The sequence below is a fragment of the Flavobacterium ginsenosidimutans genome (genome assembly GCF_003254625.1).
In the GTDB taxonomy this organism is placed as follows: domain Bacteria; phylum Bacteroidota; class Bacteroidia; order Flavobacteriales; family Flavobacteriaceae; genus Flavobacterium; species Flavobacterium ginsenosidimutans.
Genome location: NZ_QJRJ01000082.1, coordinates 323,237 through 339,991, shown reverse-complemented (window position 1 = coordinate 339,991; position 16,755 = coordinate 323,237). Strand labels below are relative to the sequence as shown.

Genomic DNA, 16,755 nt, shown 5'->3' with positions numbered 1-16,755 from the left:
CTCGTAAGACTTAAACTGCCTTTGTGGTTCTCGCTTGTTCAAAAATGAAAATGGAATATGGTCTTTAATCTCTGGCTTTTAACTTATTCTTTTAAACTCTACTAATTTGATAGAACAAAAGTATATTAAAAATTTTAGTTCCCAAATTTTAATTGAATTTTTTGCAAAAAAAATGTTAAGCAAATTAATTCTATCCATTTAAAGCATTAAAAACAAGAAAGTTAGCTTTTGAAGTAATTTTAACTATTTTATAAGAATTATACTAAAACCGTAAAGTTTAGAAGCGATTTTAGCCTTTTTAAAAGAATTGTACAAAAGAATGCACAACGGAAAGAAGTGTATGAATTTTGTTTGAAATGATTTGAGAATAGTCTCGAAAGTTTATTTCAAAAAAAAAACTCCAAAGTCTAAGACTTTGGAGTTTGTAATTTTTATGTTTGAGATTCTTATAAATCGTTGAATTCGTGTAAAGATTTCAAAGTGTTTTCGTAGAATAAAATTGCAGCGATAAGATTTCCTTTATCTGAATAAGGCATCATTTTTCTTTGGAAATCTACTGTAGTATCTAAGAAAATTGTTGTACCCTCTGCTTGTCCATCTAAAAACTTTTTGTTTTCACTAGTATCAGGAATACCTAAATCTGCCATTGTAACACCAGGTTTAGTAACCAAAGCAATATAAGGAAGTGTTTTTACTAAAACCTTAATACGCTCAATGTACAATTCTAAAAGCTCTCCTTTTTGCATACCACTTAATTCTTTTTGATCATGGTATTTACGGATTAACGCTGTTGTACTAATAATACTTCTTGGTGCATTTTTTGCCTGTGCAGAAACAGCAGCAGTCGTCAAGAAGAAAAGGACACTTAATAAAAAAATCTTACTCTTCATTTGTTATATAGATTTGGTTCTTGAATAAAAACAAAAATATATAAATTAACTTAAATTGCAACTTTTATAGTTTGTTTTTCCTAAAAATATGATAATCTCTTAATCTGAATAAGTAAAATAGTACAGCGAATGCCCAATAAATAAGTGTTTTCAGGGCTTTGCAAGCTTTTATTTGATCTTTCCTTAAGATTTAATTATTCTAAAACGTCCAGGATATTTGATCCAAATGCTTTTTTTGTTTCCATAATAATCCATAAAATCTTCGCAAACAAAAACGGCATGAGCTTTTGACCATGCTACAACGCCACAATATTCACTTCCAGATTGTCTTTTTAATTTTTGAATTTGCTTGCCTAATTTGAATCCTAAGTATTTATAGATTGTTGGAGTATATACGGTGCCTTCTTCCAATTCTTCTAAAGCTTTCTCAAAAGTTGGTTCCTTATCGATAATCTGCATGTATTTTGCCATTACAGCATAAGTCAACACGGCATAATCTCTAATTCTTTCACTGTCGCAATTATCTTTAATATAAACAAAACCTGCTGATTTTCTGGCCTTAACAATTTCAGTGCTATCCAAATTAAAGGTTGCATCATTTTTTAGCTTAATCTTATAAGAATCATTGTTTAATTTCTCGCTTTCAAAAAGATTATCTAATCCGTATACATTTAAAGAAGCTTTAATGAAAGCAATTGATGAACAGTTTGTGCGTTCTCCTTGTTTAAAACTTTCAAATATTTTATCTGAACTCAGCTGTGAGTAAGAATTGGAATAGACAAACAATAAAAGTAAAAAAAATGAGGTAACCGATTTCATGCCTTGTATTATATATTATTACTCAATTATTATTTGAGAAACTGTATTAGATTTTTACAAATCTATAAAAATCCAATCATATTTTTTACTTCTTCGCTTTCATCTCATAAAAAAAGTGGTTTTTGAAGAGAAAAAGCAAATAAAAAACGCCTCAAAAATTAACTTGAGACGTTTCGGTTTTATTTTTTTTCTTCATTATTTAATTGATCATCGAAATCGGGTTCTTTTCCTTTGAACTTTTTAGTGTCTGCATCGTAGTTTTCATCATTTGTTAAAACTTCGTCATGATCTTTATATTGATGTTTTCTGGTATCGCTTCGATGATCTCCCCCATTCTGATTGGAATTAGGGTTCTTCTGAGTTTGATTCTTTGATTCCATAATTTTAAGTTTTTAAATGTTTTATAAAATTAGTCCAAATCCTTTCTGCAGACTTACATAATCATTTTCGAAAATTATAAAATAAAACTGCTCTTCTCTATCTCGCTAATTTACTGTATTTCGAAAATTCGTTAAATATCGCAACTTTCTGGTTTTCAATACTTGCCAGATAGCAATCAATATAGTACAAAAACGTATTGGCATATTATTAGCATACAACAACTTAACTTAAAAATTAAAATCATGAGCTTATATCAACTTCAAAAAACCGCAATCGTCATTATTGATCCATTTAATGATTTTCTTTCTGAAGGAGGAAAATTATATCCTGTAACAAAAGAAACAGTTGAAGGAAATAAAGTGGTTGCTAACATCAAAAAACTATTAACTGCTGCAAGAGAAAAGAAAATTCAAATTATTTATGCACCGCATCGCCATACACAAATAAGAGATTATATAAACTGGAAGTTTATGGCTCCGTCGCATTTAGGAAGTAAAAATATTACTCTTTTTGAAAAAGGTTCTTGGGGTGCAGAATTTCATCCTGATCTTATTATGCAAGAAGGCGATCTTATTGCACAAAATCATTGGACTGCGAGCGGATTTGCTAATACCGATTTAGATTTTCTTTTGCGCCAGCATGATATTGACCAAATAGTTCTTGCGGGTATGAGAGCCAATACTTGTATCGATTCTACAGCAAGATTTGGTGTCGAACTAGGTTATCATGTCACATTAATTAAAGATGGAATAGGCGCTTTTAATTGGGAAGAAATCAAAGCTACAGTCGAAACTAATTTTCCGAATTATGGGCATGTTCTTTCTTCTACAGACGAATTCATAAATAATATCAATTCTTAAATTATGGATTCTTTTACAGAAAGCACTGCAACAGATATAATTAATGCGCCTTTGGAAACTATTAATTTGACTGAATGGCTTTTTACATTAAAAGATCAGGAATACCAAGAATGTTCTTCTTCTCATATCGCTGCTGGAAATTCATTAACAGAAGATGGTTTAAGAATGTCTATAAATGTGGAGCAGATTGCTGGAAATATGCTAATCCAACATTATATAGAAGATATTTCCAAAAGAGAACACTGCGCTGTCAATTCTATTTCTGATTCTCTATCTCCTCTTGGTCACACCACTTTGATAATTAAATGGGAATTGAAAGTTAAGAAACTATCCGATTCTTCTTGCGAACTTTCCAATCATGTCGTGATTTCGCTTACAGATCATTTTACTCAACTTCTTGCGGCAGCTGGCGTTTCAGACTTAGAGCCCATCCGTATTAGTATGAAAGATAATTTGGAAGCACATAATAAAGAAGAAACACCTTTGTTTGCCAAAAACATTCAGAAAAAAGCTTTGTCTGGTATTTGGAACTAAGGCAAACGGAATCAGAAACAATTATAAAAACTTTAATTTTAGTACAATGGAAAAAGAAAATACTTTGGTCAAGGCAGATCAATCTGAAACTAAATTTGCTTCAATTCAAGATTATAAAATAGCTTATAGATCAATTGGCAAAGGATTGCCTATTATTCTCTGTAACAGATTTCGTGGTAATCTAGACGATTGGGATCCCGCTTTTTTAGATGCATTAGCACAAAAATACCAAGTTATCATTTTTAATTACAAAGGATTAGCTACTTCTACTGGAACGCCTCATGAAACTATTTTAGGTTTTGGAAAAGATGCCATTGATCTAGCCGATGCTTTAAAAATTGACAAATTTATATTGGGCGGATGGTCATTAGGCGGCTGGGCGGCACAAGTAGCTACAACAGAATTCTCAAACCGAATTACCCATACAATCTTAATTGGAACCAAACCTCCCGGAAAAGTAAATCATCCTCTAGAAGAAATTTTCATTAAAACAGCTTATATTCCTGAATATACCCTAGAACATGAAACCATATTATTTTTTGAACCTGCGTCTGAAGCAAGCCGAAATGCAGCCGCAGAAAGCCACAAGAGAATAAATAAAAGAGAAAATAAAGACCAAAAAGTAAAACCTGAACTTTGGGAATATTACGGCAAATCACACGATGATTATTGGAATGATCCATATAATGCAAGAGAAAAATTAATGCAGATAAATATTCCAATATTAATTATTTCTGCTAATCATGAAGTTTGTTTTCCTCCAGAAAACTGGTTCGGACTTAACCAAAAACTCCCTACAGCAACTCTAATCACGATTGCTCAAACGGGACATGGTCCGCATCATCAATATCCTGAAATGGTTACTCGTTATATTGACAATTTCATAGAATCGAATTAAAAATCAAATAAATAAAACATAAATTATTGACTTTCAAAAACTTATAATTTTATCACAAAATATGCTTTAGCTTTGAAAATCAGTAGTTTAAATGCTATAGTTGACGTAACTTTGCAACCTCAATTCTATAAAGAAAGTTATACAGCAAAATATGTGGACTATATGCCATGAATGCCAGGGACAGGGCAAAATAAATCGCGGACTCAGTAAAAAAGCGCAACGTCTCTATAAGACGGAATTGGCTTTATATGAGAACAAGCAGAGCAATACTGCTCCGATACGTCCTAAGGCGCATCTGCATTTGTGCACAAATTGTTCTGGCTCTGGATTAATGCAATCTGAAAAATTTCTTGAACCCGATCTCACTAAACCGCATGTTGCCATTATTGGTGCCGGTATTGGTGGTGTCGCTTTAGCTGTTGCTTGTTTACACCGCGGAATTCCATTCACGATTTATGAACGCGATAACCACTTCGAAGCTAGATCACAAGGCTACGGACTTACTTTACAGCAAGCAAGCAAAGCAATGAAAGGTTTAGGAATTACATCTTTAGACGGCGTAATTTCGACAAAACATATAGTTCATAACACAGAAGGAAAAATATTGGGTGAATGGGGAACTAGAAAATGGTTGGATTCTGAAAATAAAACACTAGCAAAACGTACCAACATACATATTGCGCGGCAATCTCTTCGCTTAGCTCTTCTTGAACAACTTGGCGGAAATAATACAATACAATGGGGACATCAGCTTATAAATCTTGAAGAAACTGAAGAAGGTGCGGAATTAACTTTTCAGGTAAATGGAGAAACAAAAACTTCAAAAGCCGATCTTGTTGTAGGTGCTGATGGCATTCGAAGTGCTGTTCGAAAGCTAATAATTGGCGAAAACCAAACGCCTTTACGTTATTTAGACTGTATTGTCATATTAGGAATTTGTCCCTTAAGTGCTTTAGAAGGTCATGATAGTTCGCTTTTAGATTCTGCAACAGTTTTTCAAACTGCTAATGGAAACGAACGAATTTACATAATGCCTTATACTGCAGATTCTGTAATGTGGCAGTTGAGTTTTCCAATGTCTGAAGAAGAAGCTAAAGAATTAAGTTCCAAAGGACCAAAAGCACTAAAAGAAGAAGCTTGCCGAAGAACACAATGGCACAATCCAATTCCACAGATTTTAAGTGCTACAGACGAAAACTTAATTTCTGGATATCCAGTTTACGACCGTGAATTATTAAGTTTGAACTTACTGGCAAAAAATAAAAACATTACTTTAATTGGAGATGCGGCACACCCAATGAGTCCTTTTAAAGGTCAAGGTGCCAATCAAGCTTTACTTGATGCTTTAAAATTAGCTAGAAAAATTTCTAAAGGCTGTAATACTCGATCAAAATGGAGACAAATTGGATTGCGAGAAAGTGTTTTAAATGAATTTGAAGAAGAAATGATAGAACGCAGTGCAGTAAAAGTAAAAGGCTCTGCAGATGCTGTTCAATTTCTGCATTCCGAAATCATACTTCAAGAAGGTGATGAACCTCGAGGAAGATGTTTGAAGAGAAAAACAGACCAATCAGAAGTAAAATGCTAAACCTATTTTTGTTTAGCATTTTTTTTATAAAACTCAATTTCAATAACATACGTGTGAATTAAATAACATTTGGATCTTAAAATATAACAAAGTAAAGCTGCTCTTTTTTTAGATTTGTAGCCTCAAATCATTAAAATGATCACGCCATGAAAAATATAGATATAAATTTCAGCGAATTCCATGAAACTTTTACAAACCGAACTATGGCTTGTAACGAAGATAATGATGAATTAATTTTTCGTAAAACTTATGTCGGAGATTGGGGAGATTGGGACGAAAAACCAGAGGATATTGCAAAAGATCAGCATCTTTTTCTGGATCAAAATATAAGTTTTACAACTGCAGTTTAAGCTTCACTGCAATTTTAAGCATTACAATTCTATTATGCTAGAACGCTAATTGTATTGCTTAAATTTTCTTTGTTTATAAAATCCAGAATAAATTCTTTTACTTCATTACGTGCTTCATTTCTAGTTGCAAACGAGTTGATGTAAAATTCATCATCCTTGTCGCTAATATGGATAATTTCTGTATAACCTTTTGTTATTAAACTGCCTTTCAGTTTAATAATATTTACTTGTTGCTTCCCGTCTAGTTCTTTGCGAACCTGTAGTTTTATAGCTCTTTCCATATTCAAATATTTTTAAATAGTTAACTATCATATAATTATAAATTTAAAACATTTAATCTATCGAAATCAGATTTTAACACTACTCACAACGCATTATTTATCAACACTTTATAAACATTTTTGTCTTTACAAAAAGAAATGGAAAAGCTAGAAAAATCAAGCCTTTCCAAATTAATTGCCTATAAATTGCTGATCGCTTAAGGTTTTCATAAATGCAATCAAGTTCTCTTTTTCCTGCTCTGTAAGCGGAATTCTGTTACCATTATTCTTAAAAATAGGATCCAAATTCTCTGCTTTCAGGACGCCACTATCAAAATAATCCAAAACAGATTTTAGCGTCGCAAACTGACCAAAACTTCCATACGGAGCTGTATATTCAATATTTCTTAAAGTCGGAACTCGGAAACTCATAAAATCAGCAGCAATTCCAGTAACTCTTCCTCTACCCGCTTCATTGGTATTTGTATTTAAAGGAAAACCGATATTTCTAAAACTTTGATCCGTAAACAATTCTGTGCCATGACAACTTGCGCATTTTTGCTGAAACGTTGCATAACCGGCCGCTTCACTTTCTGTAAAAGATGGTCCTTCTTTACGTTTTACTTTATCATATTTGCTATTGGCCGAAATTAAGGTGTATTCAAATTGTGCAATACTTTTATAAATTCTGTCTGGCGTAATTTCCTCATCTCCAAATGTCTTTTTAAACAAATCTTTATAAGACGCATCATCTTTGATTTTTTCAATAACTTCCAAAATTGAAGAATCCATTTCTTCATGCGTAATAATAGGAACTAAAGGTTGCGTTTCTAACTGCAGTTTGCTTCCATCCCAATTAAAAAACTTTAAAAACATTAAATTTTGAAGTGATGGCGCATTTCTAAGACCAACTCTTCCTTCAATTCCAATAGCTTGCGGGTTATGATCTGCGAATGCATTCGCCTGAATATGACAGCTTGAACAAGAAATAGTATTGTCTGCACTAAATCTTTTTTCAGTAAAAAGCTTTTCACCCAGCTCAACACCATATTTAGTAGGTTTATTTAAACTCACATACGTATTCAGTTCCGGAAAATCGGCAGGAATATTTAAAGAAAGTTCAGGATTATCGTAAGAAATCATTTCAGAATCGTTATTACATGAAATGAATAACAATGCAATGAATATGAAACCAGCTATTTTTTTCATTCTAAATGAATTTTAAAATAGAGCCGTCTTTTTAAATTCAGACGGCTCTTAAATATATTTTTAGTTTTCTACACTCGTCACAGAAAACATTCCTGTAATATCGCTAGATCCGTTTCCGCCTAGATTATCAACAAATTTTACCATTTGCGCCGCAGTATGAACATTTGGAGTAGCATTATCGCTCATTCCAGTTCCAGTTGATAGCGTAATTGTATTGGTAGCTCCGCTCAAAAGCTTATCAAAATCTGCTTTAATTTTGATTTTTGGAGCTTTACTTCCAACAACTGCATTTGTAGTAAGATTTAAAGTGATATCTCTATAAGCATTTACACCTTGAGTATAAGCGCCTTCAGTTCCTTCAACAGTGCTTCCTGTATGAATAGACATTGCTTTATTATCAGTATCATAGAAACCTTCTACTTTTGTAAAACGGTATCCTGTTCCCCATTCCCACATCATAGCCGTATCATTAGCGCCTGCTGCTGCATAAAACTTAGGAAATCTTACCTGATCTAAAGTGTTTTGTTCTGTTTTGATACCTAAACCAAATTTAATCTGCTTGTAAGTCGCAGATGGCACATTGCTCAAAACATAACTTAAAGATTCTGCTTTTGCCTGATCAATTACAGTCGCGCCTTTATCTAAGTCATTTACATTGTAAGGCACTTCAGTTCCATCATCTTTAATAAGACGGATATTGCTGATTACATATTTTACTTCAGAAAAATGATGAACTTGTCCAGCTACTGAAGTATTTGTAGTAGCCGAAGCTGAAGCTGCATCTCCTAAAACAATTGTAGTGTTCTTAAATGTATTATTGAATTCTAACGTTACATTGTTTGCTGCTGGATTATCATCACTGTCTGAACATGATACAAATGCCAAAGCAACTGCTGATAATAAAAGGTATTTTTTTATAGTTTCCATTATATGATTTTAATTTTTGTATTGTATTCTATTTTAATTTATTGACAAGGAATAATTATAAAATAGGCGGCGGTACAAAAATTTCAAGACATGGTTCTAATAAACCTGATTCTTTATAAATTGAGGCTCTATTAGAGTTAATCTCTTTCGAAATAAAAACAGCAAATTCGATGTTTGAAATCAAGGCAATATCAATCTTTTTACCGATACTTCTTAATTCCAAATCAGAGTTTTTTTCATTCTCCTGCAGTTCTTTCTTTAAATGACATTTACCATGGCATTGCAGTTCTGGCTTGGCTTTATTTTCACAAAATTCTTTTTCTATGGCATTCTGATTCAGCTTAAAGTGCACAACGATAAGCGCCTGCTGGAAAGAAACCAGCAAGAACAAAATAGTCATCGCGATACTAAAAACTTTTCTCATTTTTCTTAGAAATTCAATTTTAAAGACATGAAAATATTACGTCCCATTCTTGGAATATTTCCCCAGTCTGCATAAGTGCTGTAATATTCATTTAATAAATTCTCTGCTCCAACTTGAATTGTACTTCTTACTTTATTTATTTTAAAAGAATAATCAGCAGAAATATTCCAAATGGTATAAGCTCCTGTTAGATCTTCACCATATTCTGGACTATAATTAATCTGTTCAAAATCACCATTTACAGAAGTCTGGATTCCAAAATTCTTATACATATAATGAAGTGAAGTCAAATAACTCAACGGACGAATAAAAGGCAGGTTTCCTCCTTTATCATCCATTCCACGTGCATAAGTTAGCGTTCCTTTCCAATGCAAATGTTCTAAAATATCGTAACTCACATTCGCCGACATATTTAAAAGCGTAGCATAATCTAATGAAGTATAACCTTTTACACCAACCGATTGATAATTCATCGGACTTCCCATGCTTAAGATTCTACCAATAATATAATTCTGAATGTAGAAATAGTTTATTTTTCCTTGAATACTAAATTTTTCGTTTTTAAAACCTGCACTTGCATTTCCTTCATACGAAATTTCATTTTTAAGATTCGGATCTCCAATGTAATCGTAACGATCAAAACTATTATAAATGTAATAACCGTAACCTTCAGAGACAGAAGGCGCTCTATGACCATAACCAGTTCCAACAGAAAAATTAAAATGATCAATATTTAAGTTATAGCCAGCATTAATACTTGGTAAAAATCTCGTTTTTTCCTGAGGCGCGCCAGGATGAAAAATCCAGTTGAATTCTACATATTTAGAATAATTGTAATTTACTCCCAAAGAACCACCCAAATTCAACTGACTTTTATCTGAAAGATCCCAAGAGTTATTCATAGAAAGTCCAGCAAAACGAGTCGTAACCCAAGGCCAGCTATAAGCAAACATGGTTCTTTCGCTACGATCTTGCGGATACATACGCATTTCTGCGATAGACAAATTATCGTAAGCATTTAATTGAATTTCAGACGAATAATTATTTCTTTTCAAATTCGCTTTCGAAACCAATCCGTAAGTTGTACTCCAGCCCGGCATATCCATGTGAACCAAATTTTCTGGACGAGTCGTATCGTCCATATAATGTTCAATTGCATTGAAGTAAATTTTAGTATCGACAACTCGAACCAAGCCTTCTTCAAACAATTGTTTGTATGAAGCCGAAGTAATTAGCGCTCTCGAAAGCCACAAATCCATTGGTAATGCAGGGAACCCAACATCTTTTGCCATATCAAAAATAGCATCTAATCTAACTGAAGATAAATCACTGGTTTTATAAGCTAAACCAAGCGAAGTATTGAATTTATTGTATTGAGAATGCTTTACTTCATCATTATTTCCGTCATGATAATTATCTGCTGTTCGATACGAAATACTTCCGTCTGCAACAAATTTAGTCCCCGAATAAGAAATATTTCCTAAGTTGAAAAATTGTTTATTATTGAATTCGAAACCTGTTTGATATGCACCATTCCATTTTTTCTGAAGACCAAACGGCGTGCTTTTTCTTCTCAAATCAATACTTCCCGCTACGGTCGCGCCATGAAGACTTCCTTCTTGCCCCGATTTAATATCAATTGCTGCAAGATTATTGCTTTCAACATAAGACGTAATTGGGTCCATTTTATCTGTACAAGCGCCAAAAACGTGCATTCCGTCAATTGTAACCGTCGAACGTTCTGTACTCATATTGTTTAATAAAGGTTCCCAAGCATAAGCGCCGCGTTTTATAAAACTGATATTTTCAGAAGATGATAAAAATTCATCAACAGAAACAGCCATTTTCATTTCTGTTTCAATTTTCTTTTTGGTTGCGTTTTTTACTGTAACTTCTTCTAAGTTTTTGATGCTGTCGTGATGTGCATGCGGATTTTGAGCCATTACAGACATTCCCAAAAAAAGCAGCATTATAATATATTTCATGCTATTAGAATAAAGTATCAATATAAAGTTCACTTTTCACGCCTTCAACTCCAGGCGTAAAATCCGTTGGAACAACTGTTCCTTTTAAGATTAACCCATTTTGATTCATCATAATTAAATTCAATGTCCAGTTTCCTGTCATTGTATAATTGACAACTCCATGATACAAACCATCATCTTGCTGCGTTAAATCTTTATTATTTGGCGAAGAATGATTTCCCATTGATGCTTCTGGCATTCTCGGATCTAACTTTAAAGTATATCCAGTAACTTCTGAATAAGAAAATTGAGTTGGATCTGGAAAAGTGCCGGCAGGAGTTGTTGGTTTATTGTATTTATAAACTCCCGCAACTAATGGATTTTCAGAAACCGTTGGCTTTTGAGGTGAAATCAAGGCAATAATATACTGTTCATCATCTTTTCCTGTAAAAGCAGTCATATTCAGATTTTTATTGCTTTGTTTTTCAACAGAAATATCTTTATTTATTTCGTATGCCTGATTATCAACTGTAAAACTGATATACAACTTCCAGCTCACAGTAGTAGTGCTTTCGCCAGTAAAAACCGAATATCCGCTATAATATTTATTGGCTGAATCATACGCAACATTATACTCATGCGGACATGAACTTTTACTTCCGTCAGCATTACTCATTATAGGTAAAAAAGTTACGGCAGAAGTACTTATTTCCTGATTGTTTTGTGTATTTACAATTTTTAGATGAAGCTCATTATATCCTTTATAAAATGTTCCGTTTAAGGCATCTATACTTATTTTATAATTACCGCTAGTAAACGAAACTGCTTCTTTAAATTCATAATTATCAGGAACTTCAGAACCAATTTCAGCGTTGTAATCTGTTTTATCAATTGTGCAGGAAGTAACCACAAACAATGCGATTATCCCATAAATAAGAGATTTCATTTTGATGAATGTTATAAGAAAAATTTAAAATTTAGCACTCAGTTATAATTTTTTGAATAACAAAAAAAGCTAAAGTACTGTGAAATAGCCAAGAAAATGGCAACGTAAATAAAGGTGCAATTTAATTTGCTCTTCAATTACAAAAGATGATTAAAATCAGTTTCAGAAAAAATTACGCAATTCTTTTTCAAACTTGGAATTTAAATCCAAGCTAAGACATCAAACAAAATCGTTTGGAATTTGAAATTTCAAACTTGGAATTTTGAATTTCAAAAAATTGAATTTTATAAAGAAATAGAATTTAACCTCTAAACTGCGTAGAGAGGAGGATGAAAAGTAAGATTAGAAGCCCCGATTGGTTTCTTTTCAAATAAAATAGAAGAATTATCTTTTGATTCGATAACAGGAATTACACTAAAATTAATTTCAGTAGCATTTTGAACATAAACAAGCTCTAATTTATCTTTTAAGCTGTCTTGCATTTTTCGTTCGTTATCAGAATATTTTTTGATGCTTTTTTGAAGTTCGCATCGACCATTACAACTGTTAAAAGCTTGTTTACGCTGAACGCAAATAGTTTTAGCAATTTCTTTCTGGTTGATTTTGAATGAAGCATAAACAAACAGACTGCCAAAAGAAGGTGACAGAATTAAAATAGAAAGCGCTATTATGATTAACCTTTTCAAGTGTTTGTTTAAATATTCGTCCACAAAAGTACATACAATTTTGTATTTATTTTAACGAAACAGAATTTTTTATTTAATAAAAGATAAAAATATCTTATTTATAAAAAACGAATCGATCATAAAATAACGATATATCGTAGATTTAAAAAACCTCAAAAATTAGCAATCCCTTTAAAACAAAGGCCTTAAAGATAAAGGCACGTTAATTGGCTAATGTTTGGCATCACATATTAATTTAAAATGCGAAACATGAAAACATTCCAAATATTTCAACTTGCACGTGCACCAGTAATCAAAATCCATAAAAAAATCACTTCTTAATCTAGATTAATCGATGCAGATTTCATTCCGTAATATATTTGCACCATAATCAAACAAAATAAAACACAAAACAAGTTATAAGTTTAAATTTTAAACTTAAAAGCCAATTTAAATTAAAAATATAAAACAAATTAATATTAAAAATCAAAAACCATGAGCACATTTACAGTAAAAGACGGAACACAGATTTATTACAAAGACTGGGGAACAGGACAACCAATCGTTTTCCACCACGGATGGCCTTTATCAAGCGATGATTGGGATGCACAAATGATGTTTTTTCTTCAAAAAGGATACAGAGTAATTGCACACGATCGCCGCGGACATGGTCGTTCTGGACAAGCTTCTGAAGGAAACAATATGGAAACTTACGCATCTGATATTGCTGAATTGACAGAAGCTTTAGACTTAAAAGATGCAATCCACGTTGGTCACTCAACTGGAGGTGGTGAAGTAATTCGCTACACAGCTAAATACGGAAAAGGACGTGTTGCAAAAGCAGTAATCATTAGCGCTGTAACGCCTATTATGATTCAAAACGAATCTAATCCAGAAGGTGTTCCATTGTCTGTTTTTGACGAAATCAGAAAAGGAACTGGATTCAACAGAGCGCAATACTTTTACGACTTCCCTATTCCATTCTACGGATGGAACCGCGAAGGACAAACTGTTCAAGAAGGCATCAAACAAAACTGGTGGCGTCAAGGAATGATGGGTTCTGTTTTATCTCATTACGAAGGAATTAAAGCTTTCTCTGAATCAGATTTTACAGAAGATTTGAAAAGTTTAGATATTCCGGTTTTGGTTTTACACGGAGAAGATGACCAAATCGTTCCTTATGCACAAGCGCCTAGAGCTGCAAAATTGTTGAAAAACGGGAAATTAATTTCTTATCCTGGTTTTCCTCACGGAATGCCTACTACAGAAGCAGAAACTATCAACAACGATATTTTAGATTTCATCAAATAAATCAATAATCACTGCCTGTAAAGGTTCATTTTACAGGCAGTTTAATCTTCTCAAATTATGAGTTTTTTTCAACAACCCTCTTTTGATACTGTTACAGAAGCTTTGCAATGGCTAAGCACACAAGGTTATACAGAAAACTTTAATCTGGATACCAATTGCATTCGCTATAATAATAACACACAAAGTATGTCGCCAGAAGAATTCAAGATTGAATATTTATTCCGATTTGAAGGCGATACCGATCCTGGAGACGAAGATATTGTGTATGGAATTAAATCTGAAATCTACAATTTAAAAGGTGTTTTAACCAGCGCCTTTGGAATTTATGCCGACTCTGTTTCTGCAGAAATGATTAAAAAGCTCTCAACGCATTAACATAAAAAGGCATATCGGTTTAACAAAATTACGATATATCGTAAAATATTTTTCCCTATTAAAAATACAATACCTTATTCAACAACAAATTAAGAGTTTGGCACCTCATTGGCTTAACTAATTATAAATCTAAACAAATAAATATCATGAAACCATCAGTTAACTTATTATCACCAGACAATCACGCTTTAGTATTAATCGATTTTGAAGGTCAAATGGCTTTCGCTACAAGTAATATTCCAGTAAGCGAATTACGCACCAATGTAGCAATCGTTGCTGGAGCATCTAAAATTTTTAATGTAGCAACAGTTGTAACAACAGTTGCAGAAGAAAGTTTTTCTGGGCCAGTTTTTCCAGAACTTGAAGAATTTTACCCAATTGCAACTTCTGGATATATTGACAGAACTACAATGAACACTTGGGAAGACGAAAACGCTTATAAAGCTATCGTAGCAAAAAACAAAAAGAAAATTGTACTTGCTGGACTATGGACAGGCGTTTGCATTGTAGGTCCTGCATTATCTGCGATCGAAGAAGGTTACGAAGTTTATGTTATTACAGATGCTTGTGGCGATGTAAGCAACGAAGCTCACGAACGTGCAGTACAGAGAATGGTACAAGCTGGAGTAATTCCTGTAACTTCTATCCAATATTTATTAGAACTTCAAAGAGACTGGGCTCGTGAAGAAACTTATGGTCCAGTAACAACATTAATGAAAAAATATGGCGGTTCTTATGGAATTGGAATTCACTACGCACATAATATGTTGAAACACTAATTCGACTAATTCAAATTTATTATAAATCTCTTACGCTTCATTATGTTGGAATCATCAAAATCCATATCGCCAAATAAATTCCTCTGGATCATTATTTTATCTTTTCTTTTAATGGGAAAAACCGCTTCTGCTCAAAGTTTTAAGCTTTTGCGTTACGATGAAAATTATGAATTCTTAAAAGATTCGAGCAGAAACTTTTATGAAAGATTAAAATTCATTCCGTTAAATCAGCAGAAAGATATTTATATGTCACTTGGAGGCGAAGCAAGATATGAATATGTTGATTTCAACAATGAAGATTGGGGAAGATTAAATATTGGCCACAATAATTTTTTGCTGCAGCGATACGATCTTCATGCCGATATTCATTTAGGAAAAAGCTTTAGAATATTTGCTCAATTAAGAAGTGCCTTGGAAGACGGCCGTGTAAATGGAGCACGAGGCATTGACGAAGATCAGTTAAATGTTCAGAATTTATTTTTGGATGTAAATGTCTGGCAGCAAAAAGACAAAAAAATAACCGTTCGCGCCGGAAGACAAGAATTAGATTATGGTTCTGGAAGATTGATTTCTGTTAGAGAAGGTCCAAATGCGAGACTTTATTTTACAGGAGGAAAAGTAATGTACACGTCTTCAAGAGTATCGGTTGACGCCTTTGCAATGATGGCAGATACCATTTACACAGGAGTTTTCGATAATAAAATGTCTAAGCAATTGAATCTCTGGGGAGCTTATTCTAAAATAATTTTTCCAAAAGCAGGAAATCTCGATGTTTATTATCTCGGAATAAGAAGAGATTTATCGCTTTTTGAAGAAGGAATTGCTCCAGAAAGAAGACATACTGTTGGAACAAGATTATGGAAATACGGCGGCGGATTTATTTACAATTTAGAAGCAGCTTATCAATTTGGAACTTTTGGATCTGGAGATATAAATGCTTGGACAGGATCTATTGATATTGGATATATGTTTGAAAACACAAAATTCAAACCCACGATAAATCTTCGAAATGATTATATATCAGGAGATAAAAATCAAGGAAATGGAAACCTTCAAACGTTTAATCCGCTTTATCCAAAAGGAGGTTATTTTGGTTTCAGTCCGCAAGTTGGACCAGTAAACCTTATCGATATTCATCCTTATGCAACGATGGATTTACTTTCGAATTTAAAGATGCAGGTCGATGTGGTTTTAAACTGGAGATATTCAACTCAAGACGGAGTTTACAGACCAAGCGGAATGCTTAACCTTCGCGGAAGCGATTCTGACGAAAGATATATTGGAACTGCTTATTTGGCCAATTTCACATACAACGTAAACAAATATATTTCGGTAGTCAGCGGTATTCAATACTTTAAAACGGGTGCTTTTATCAATGACATTATTCCGAATTCAAAAGACGGGGTTTTCTTTAACGCCCGACTTGGATTCAAATTTTAATTAAACATATAAATTAATTTTTAACACATAGAAACATAGCTTTTTGGAACGTATAAAAGGCTTTTCACTTATATAAATGCACATAACTGTGTCAACTTTTTCAAAGTTTAAAACTTTGACAAAGTTCTCGCAAAG

19 protein-coding genes are annotated in these 16,755 nt (G+C 33.0%); 9 read left to right on the top strand and 10 right to left on the bottom strand.

Going from position 1 to position 16,755, the window contains the following annotated elements; all coding sequences use genetic code 11:
• Window positions 1-446: 446 nt before the first annotated feature.
• From DM444_RS22035 to DM444_RS22025, 3 genes are all read right to left on the bottom strand, one after another.
• Complete coding sequence (locus tag DM444_RS22035) at window positions 447-890, bottom strand: hypothetical protein (RefSeq protein ID WP_111290680.1); 444 nt, start codon at window positions 888-890, stop codon at window positions 447-449.
• 183 nt (window positions 891-1,073) lie between these two features.
• Complete coding sequence (locus tag DM444_RS22030; protein ID WP_111290678.1) at window positions 1,074-1,709, bottom strand: hypothetical protein; 636 nt, start codon at window positions 1,707-1,709, stop codon at window positions 1,074-1,076.
• A gap of 179 nt (window positions 1,710-1,888) precedes the next feature.
• A complete protein-coding gene (locus DM444_RS22025; protein WP_111290676.1) occupies window positions 1,889-2,089 on the bottom strand; it encodes a hypothetical protein in 201 nt (66 codons plus the stop codon).
• A 243-nt stretch (window positions 2,090-2,332) separates the two neighbouring features.
• Here DM444_RS22025 and DM444_RS22020 point away from each other — a divergent pair, with 243 nt between their 5' ends.
• The 5 genes from DM444_RS22020 (at window position 2,333) to DM444_RS22000 (ending at window position 6,320) form a co-directional block, all read left to right on the top strand.
• The gene (locus tag DM444_RS22020) at window positions 2,333-2,950 is read left to right on the top strand and encodes a cysteine hydrolase family protein (protein ID WP_111290674.1); all 618 of its coding nucleotides are present in this window, start codon (window positions 2,333-2,335) and stop codon (window positions 2,948-2,950) included.
• A gap of 3 nt (window positions 2,951-2,953) precedes the next feature.
• A complete protein-coding gene (locus DM444_RS22015) occupies window positions 2,954-3,484 on the top strand; it encodes a hypothetical protein (protein WP_111290672.1) in 531 nt (176 codons plus the stop codon).
• A 46-nt stretch (window positions 3,485-3,530) separates the two neighbouring features.
• The gene (locus tag DM444_RS22010) at window positions 3,531-4,382 is read left to right on the top strand and encodes an alpha/beta fold hydrolase (RefSeq protein ID WP_162615028.1); all 852 of its coding nucleotides are present in this window, start codon (window positions 3,531-3,533) and stop codon (window positions 4,380-4,382) included.
• A 151-nt stretch (window positions 4,383-4,533) separates the two neighbouring features.
• Window positions 4,534-5,970 carry an FAD-dependent oxidoreductase gene (locus DM444_RS22005; RefSeq protein ID WP_111290668.1) on the top strand — a complete coding sequence of 479 codons (1,437 nt, stop codon included), beginning with the start codon at window positions 4,534-4,536 and terminating at the stop codon, window positions 5,968-5,970.
• 146 nt (window positions 5,971-6,116) lie between these two features.
• On the top strand, window positions 6,117-6,320 hold the full coding sequence (locus DM444_RS22000) for a hypothetical protein (protein ID WP_111290666.1): 204 nt from the start codon (window positions 6,117-6,119) through the stop codon (window positions 6,318-6,320).
• Between the two features lie 32 nt (window positions 6,321-6,352).
• Here DM444_RS22000 and DM444_RS21995 read toward each other — a convergent pair whose 3' ends face one another.
• From DM444_RS21995 to DM444_RS21965, 7 genes are all read right to left on the bottom strand, one after another.
• Complete coding sequence (locus tag DM444_RS21995; protein ID WP_111290664.1) at window positions 6,353-6,601, bottom strand: hypothetical protein; 249 nt, start codon at window positions 6,599-6,601, stop codon at window positions 6,353-6,355.
• Window positions 6,602-6,772: 171 nt separating this feature from the next.
• Window positions 6,773-7,789 (bottom strand): cytochrome-c peroxidase, encoded by a 1,017-nt coding sequence (locus tag DM444_RS21990; RefSeq protein WP_111290662.1) that lies wholly within the window; start codon window positions 7,787-7,789, stop codon window positions 6,773-6,775.
• Window positions 7,790-7,849: 60 nt separating this feature from the next.
• Complete coding sequence (locus DM444_RS21985; protein ID WP_111290660.1) at window positions 7,850-8,716, bottom strand: MbnP family protein; 867 nt, start codon at window positions 8,714-8,716, stop codon at window positions 7,850-7,852.
• Window positions 8,717-8,771: 55 nt separating this feature from the next.
• Complete coding sequence (locus tag DM444_RS21980; protein WP_111290658.1) at window positions 8,772-9,140, bottom strand: hypothetical protein; 369 nt, start codon at window positions 9,138-9,140, stop codon at window positions 8,772-8,774.
• Window positions 9,141-9,145: 5 nt separating this feature from the next.
• The gene (locus tag DM444_RS21975) at window positions 9,146-11,125 is read right to left on the bottom strand and encodes a TonB-dependent receptor plug domain-containing protein (RefSeq protein WP_111290656.1); all 1,980 of its coding nucleotides are present in this window, start codon (window positions 11,123-11,125) and stop codon (window positions 9,146-9,148) included.
• A gap of 4 nt (window positions 11,126-11,129) precedes the next feature.
• Entirely contained in the window at window positions 11,130-12,050 is a 921-nt protein-coding gene (locus DM444_RS21970) for a hypothetical protein (protein ID WP_111290654.1), read from the bottom strand.
• A gap of 308 nt (window positions 12,051-12,358) precedes the next feature.
• Window positions 12,359-12,736 (bottom strand): hypothetical protein, encoded by a 378-nt coding sequence (locus tag DM444_RS21965; protein WP_239455769.1) that lies wholly within the window; start codon window positions 12,734-12,736, stop codon window positions 12,359-12,361.
• A 474-nt stretch (window positions 12,737-13,210) separates the two neighbouring features.
• On the opposite strand from DM444_RS21965, the gene DM444_RS21960 reads away from it, so the two are divergent.
• The 4 genes from DM444_RS21960 to DM444_RS21945 all read left to right on the top strand — a co-directional run bounded on the left by DM444_RS21960 (window position 13,211) and on the right by DM444_RS21945 (window position 16,620).
• Entirely contained in the window at window positions 13,211-14,026 is an 816-nt protein-coding gene (locus DM444_RS21960; RefSeq protein ID WP_111290650.1) for an alpha/beta fold hydrolase, read from the top strand.
• A 57-nt stretch (window positions 14,027-14,083) separates the two neighbouring features.
• Window positions 14,084-14,401 (top strand): phosphoribosylpyrophosphate synthetase, encoded by a 318-nt coding sequence (locus tag DM444_RS21955; RefSeq protein WP_111290648.1) that lies wholly within the window; start codon window positions 14,084-14,086, stop codon window positions 14,399-14,401.
• Between the two features lie 146 nt (window positions 14,402-14,547).
• A complete protein-coding gene (locus DM444_RS21950) occupies window positions 14,548-15,180 on the top strand; it encodes a hydrolase (RefSeq protein WP_111290646.1) in 633 nt (210 codons plus the stop codon).
• Window positions 15,181-15,291: 111 nt separating this feature from the next.
• Window positions 15,292-16,620, top strand: coding sequence for an alginate export family protein (locus DM444_RS21945; protein ID WP_239455768.1), 1,329 nt, complete (start codon window positions 15,292-15,294; stop codon window positions 16,618-16,620).
• Window positions 16,621-16,755: the final 135 nt, after the last annotated feature.

Excerpts from the sequence above, each read along its gene's own strand:
- DM444_RS22035 (WP_111290680.1), bottom strand. The coding sequence starts at position 890 with ATGAAGAGTAAGATTTTTTTATTAAGTGTCCTTTTCTTCTTGACGACT.
- DM444_RS22030 (WP_111290678.1), bottom strand. The coding sequence starts at position 1,709 with ATGAAATCGGTTACCTCATTTTTTTTACTTTTATTGTTTGTCTATTCC.
- DM444_RS22025 (WP_111290676.1), bottom strand. The coding sequence starts at position 2,089 with ATGGAATCAAAGAATCAAACTCAGAAGAACCCTAATTCCAATCAGAAT.
- DM444_RS22020 (WP_111290674.1), top strand. The coding sequence starts at position 2,333 with ATGAGCTTATATCAACTTCAAAAAACCGCAATCGTCATTATTGATCCA.
- DM444_RS22015 (WP_111290672.1), top strand. The coding sequence starts at position 2,954 with ATGGATTCTTTTACAGAAAGCACTGCAACAGATATAATTAATGCGCCT.
- DM444_RS22010 (WP_162615028.1), top strand. The coding sequence starts at position 3,531 with ATGGAAAAAGAAAATACTTTGGTCAAGGCAGATCAATCTGAAACTAAA.
- DM444_RS22005 (WP_111290668.1), top strand. The coding sequence starts at position 4,534 with ATGTGGACTATATGCCATGAATGCCAGGGACAGGGCAAAATAAATCGC.
- DM444_RS22000 (WP_111290666.1), top strand. The coding sequence starts at position 6,117 with ATGAAAAATATAGATATAAATTTCAGCGAATTCCATGAAACTTTTACA.
- DM444_RS21995 (WP_111290664.1), bottom strand. The coding sequence starts at position 6,601 with ATGGAAAGAGCTATAAAACTACAGGTTCGCAAAGAACTAGACGGGAAG.
- DM444_RS21990 (WP_111290662.1), bottom strand. The coding sequence starts at position 7,789 with ATGAAAAAAATAGCTGGTTTCATATTCATTGCATTGTTATTCATTTCA.
- DM444_RS21985 (WP_111290660.1), bottom strand. The coding sequence starts at position 8,716 with ATGGAAACTATAAAAAAATACCTTTTATTATCAGCAGTTGCTTTGGCA.
- DM444_RS21980 (WP_111290658.1), bottom strand. The coding sequence starts at position 9,140 with ATGAGAAAAGTTTTTAGTATCGCGATGACTATTTTGTTCTTGCTGGTT.
- DM444_RS21975 (WP_111290656.1), bottom strand. The coding sequence starts at position 11,125 with ATGAAATATATTATAATGCTGCTTTTTTTGGGAATGTCTGTAATGGCT.
- DM444_RS21970 (WP_111290654.1), bottom strand. The coding sequence starts at position 12,050 with ATGAAATCTCTTATTTATGGGATAATCGCATTGTTTGTGGTTACTTCC.
- DM444_RS21960 (WP_111290650.1), top strand. The coding sequence starts at position 13,211 with ATGAGCACATTTACAGTAAAAGACGGAACACAGATTTATTACAAAGAC.
- DM444_RS21955 (WP_111290648.1), top strand. The coding sequence starts at position 14,084 with ATGAGTTTTTTTCAACAACCCTCTTTTGATACTGTTACAGAAGCTTTG.
- DM444_RS21950 (WP_111290646.1), top strand. The coding sequence starts at position 14,548 with ATGAAACCATCAGTTAACTTATTATCACCAGACAATCACGCTTTAGTA.
- DM444_RS21945 (WP_239455768.1), top strand. The coding sequence starts at position 15,292 with ATGGGAAAAACCGCTTCTGCTCAAAGTTTTAAGCTTTTGCGTTACGAT.